3 protein-coding genes are annotated in these 2,570 nt (G+C 70.9%); 2 read left to right on the top strand and 1 reads right to left on the bottom strand.

Going from position 1 to position 2,570, the window contains the following annotated elements; genetic code table 11:
- Positions 1-508: 2-phospho-L-lactate guanylyltransferase (cofC, locus tag FRW57_RS20300; protein ID WP_152186909.1), on the bottom strand; the 508-nt coding region annotated here is incomplete at its 3' end.
- Between the two features lie 98 nt (positions 509-606).
- Here cofC and FRW57_RS20295 point away from each other — a divergent pair.
- Positions 607-1,374, top strand: a complete 768-nt coding sequence (locus FRW57_RS20295) for a lysophospholipid acyltransferase family protein (RefSeq protein WP_238384698.1) — start codon at positions 607-609, stop codon at positions 1,372-1,374.
- On the top strand, positions 1,371-2,372 hold the full coding sequence (locus FRW57_RS20290; protein ID WP_137121816.1) for an NAD(P)H-dependent glycerol-3-phosphate dehydrogenase: 1,002 nt from the start codon (positions 1,371-1,373) through the stop codon (positions 2,370-2,372). The genes FRW57_RS20295 and FRW57_RS20290 overlap by 4 nt, the downstream gene beginning before the upstream one ends.
- The last annotated feature ends 198 nt before the right edge of the window (positions 2,373-2,570 follow it).

Genomic DNA, 2,570 nt, shown 5'->3' with positions numbered 1-2,570 from the left:
GGGCCCGCTCGGCGTGGGCCCGGGCCGATCCCGGGCCGAACCGGGGCTCGAGGTCGCCCCGGCGCTGCGCCGCGAGCAACACCGTGCCTTCGCCGGTCGCGTCCGGTACGACCGATCGCGGGTGCTTCGCGCACTCCACCAGGGCCTGCTCGAGGTCCTCCGGACGCAACGCGGGAAGGTCGCCGAGGAGCAGGCCGGTTCCCCCGCTGAAGGGCTCCTCCGCGATCCGCCGCAATCCTTGGCGCAGAGCGAGGTTCAGGCCGGCAGCCGGGTCGGCCTCGACGCGTGCGCCGCGTCCCTCGGCGAACGTCCGGATCGCCGCGTCGGAGGACACGACGACGACGTGAGCCGGCGGCAGCGTCGCGAAGACGGCCGACAGGGTGTCGAGGGCGAACGCGTGCGCGAGTGCGGCGCGTTCGACACCGTCGGGTGGGTGCAGTCGCGACTTGGCGTGGGCCTGATCCTTGACGGGGACCACGATGCGCCAGTCGTTGGGTGGTGGGGGCATCGTCCCGATGATCTCAGTGTGGGCGTGCCTCGCTCGACACGGACCCCCCTCGCCAGCGAGGATGGCGGTTCACCGTCGAACTCCCGCAGGAGAGTCAGTTGTCGTGGAACGCGGCGCGGCACCAGATGCCGCGGGCCTATCGGCTGTGCGTGGCGATCCTGCGTCCGTTGTCGGTCCTGCTGACCAGGCGTGACTGGCGGGGCAGCGAGCACTTCCCCGACTCGGGCGGCTTCGTGGTCACCCCCAACCACACGTCACACGTCGATCCGATCGCCTTCGCGCACTTCATGGTCGACCACGGGCACGCTCCGCGCTTCCTGGCCAAGGAGTCGGTGTTCCGCGTGCCCGTCGTCGGCCGGATCGTCCGCGCCGCCGATCAGATCCCGGTCCACCGCGGGACGGCGCGCGCCTCCGACGCCTTCACCTCGGCGGTCACGGCGGTCGAGGCCGGCAAGTGCGTGGCGATCCTCCCCGAGGGCACGCTGACCCGCGATCCGGACCTGTGGCCGATGACCGGGAAGACGGGCGCCGCGCGGGTGGCCCTGGCGACGCGCTGCCCCGTCATCCCGGTCGCCCAGTGGGGACCGGAACGGATCCTGGCGCCCTACACCAAGGTCCCGCACCTGTGGCCGCGCAGGACGGTGCACGTGTGGGCCGGCCCGGCGGTGGACCTCTCCGACCTCTACGACCGGGAGGTGGACGCTCAGGTCCTGAGGGAGGCGACCGACCGGATCATGGCCGCGATCACCGCCATCCTCGAGCAGATCCGGTCGGAGCACGCGCCGGCACAGCGGTTCGACCCGACCACGAACGAGCGCAACGGCAAGGGCAGTCGCAGACCCCGGAGAAAGGGAGGTGCACCATGACGCGTGTCGCGGTGTTCGGCACGGGCAACTGGGGCACGGCGTATGCCGGGATCCTCGCCGATGCCGGTTGTGACGTCCGGCTGTGGGGGCGGCGGCAGGAGCTGGCCGACCGCATCAATGCCACCCACGTCAACGCGGACTACCTGCCGGAACGCGTGCTACCTGACGCGGTCCGGGCGACCACGGACGCGGCGGAGGCCATCGACGGCGCGCAGATCGTCATCCTGGCGATCCCCTCCCAGACGCTTCGCGGCAACCTCGCGACATGGGCGCCACTCCTTCCTGCGGACGCTGCGGTCGTCTCGCTGATGAAGGGGGTCGAGCTGGGCACGACCAAGCGGATGAGCGAGGTGATCGCCGAGGTCGGCGGGGTGCCGCCGGAGCGGATCGTCGTGGTGTCCGGACCCAACCTCGCGCCGGAGATCGCGGCCAAGCAACCGGCGGCGACGGTGGTGGCGTGCGTCGACGACCACACGGCCGAGCTGGTCGCTGACGCGTCCGACGCGCCCTACTTCCGCCCGTATACGAACAACGACGTCGTGGGCACCGAGCTGGGCGGAGCGGTCAAGAACGTCATCGCGCTCGCGGTCGGCATGGCGCAGGGCATGGGAATGGGCGACAACACCAAGGCCACGATCATCACCCGCGGTCTGGCCGAGATCGCCCGGCTCGGAGTGGCTCTCGGCGCTGATCCGCAGACGTTCCTCGGTCTGGCCGGGGTGGGCGACCTGATCGCCACCTGCATGTCCCCGCTGTCGCGCAACCACACCTTCGGAGTGAACCTGGGTCGGGGTATGAGCGTGCAGGAGGTCATCGCCGCCACCAGGCAGACCGCCGAGGGCGTGAAGTCCTGCCAATCGATCCTGGCGTTGGCGCAACACCATGGCGTCGACGTCCCGATCGTCGAGAACGTGGCCGCGGTGATCCACCACGGCAAGAGCCCCAGCGAGGTCGGCGAGGCCCTGATGTCCAGGGCGCGCAAGCACGAGACACGCTGAGACCGGCGCGGTCGTGTCGCAGCCGGGTGGCGCATACCGGACGCTAGGCTCGCGGGCGATGAGCAACAGCGAGAACCTCCCCGACGCCACCGCCGGGACCCCCGACCCAGCGGCCGGCCGCGGTCGGAGCGAACTCGCGGATCATCACCTCATGGTACGCAGCGATGCAGATCATGACCCGAACGCTAGGGACGATCG

Origin of the sequence: Segeticoccus rhizosphaerae, from assembly GCF_009192725.1 — a bacterium.
Lineage (GTDB): Bacteria > Actinomycetota > Actinomycetes > Actinomycetales > Dermatophilaceae > Segeticoccus > Segeticoccus rhizosphaerae.
This window is presented reverse-complemented; position numbering and strand designations above follow the sequence as displayed.

What these genes read in the sequence shown, in the direction of transcription:
- FRW57_RS20290 (WP_137121816.1), top strand. Translation starts at nt 1,371, where the DNA reads ATGACGCGTGTCGCGGTGTTCGGCACGGGCAACTGGGGCACGGCGTAT.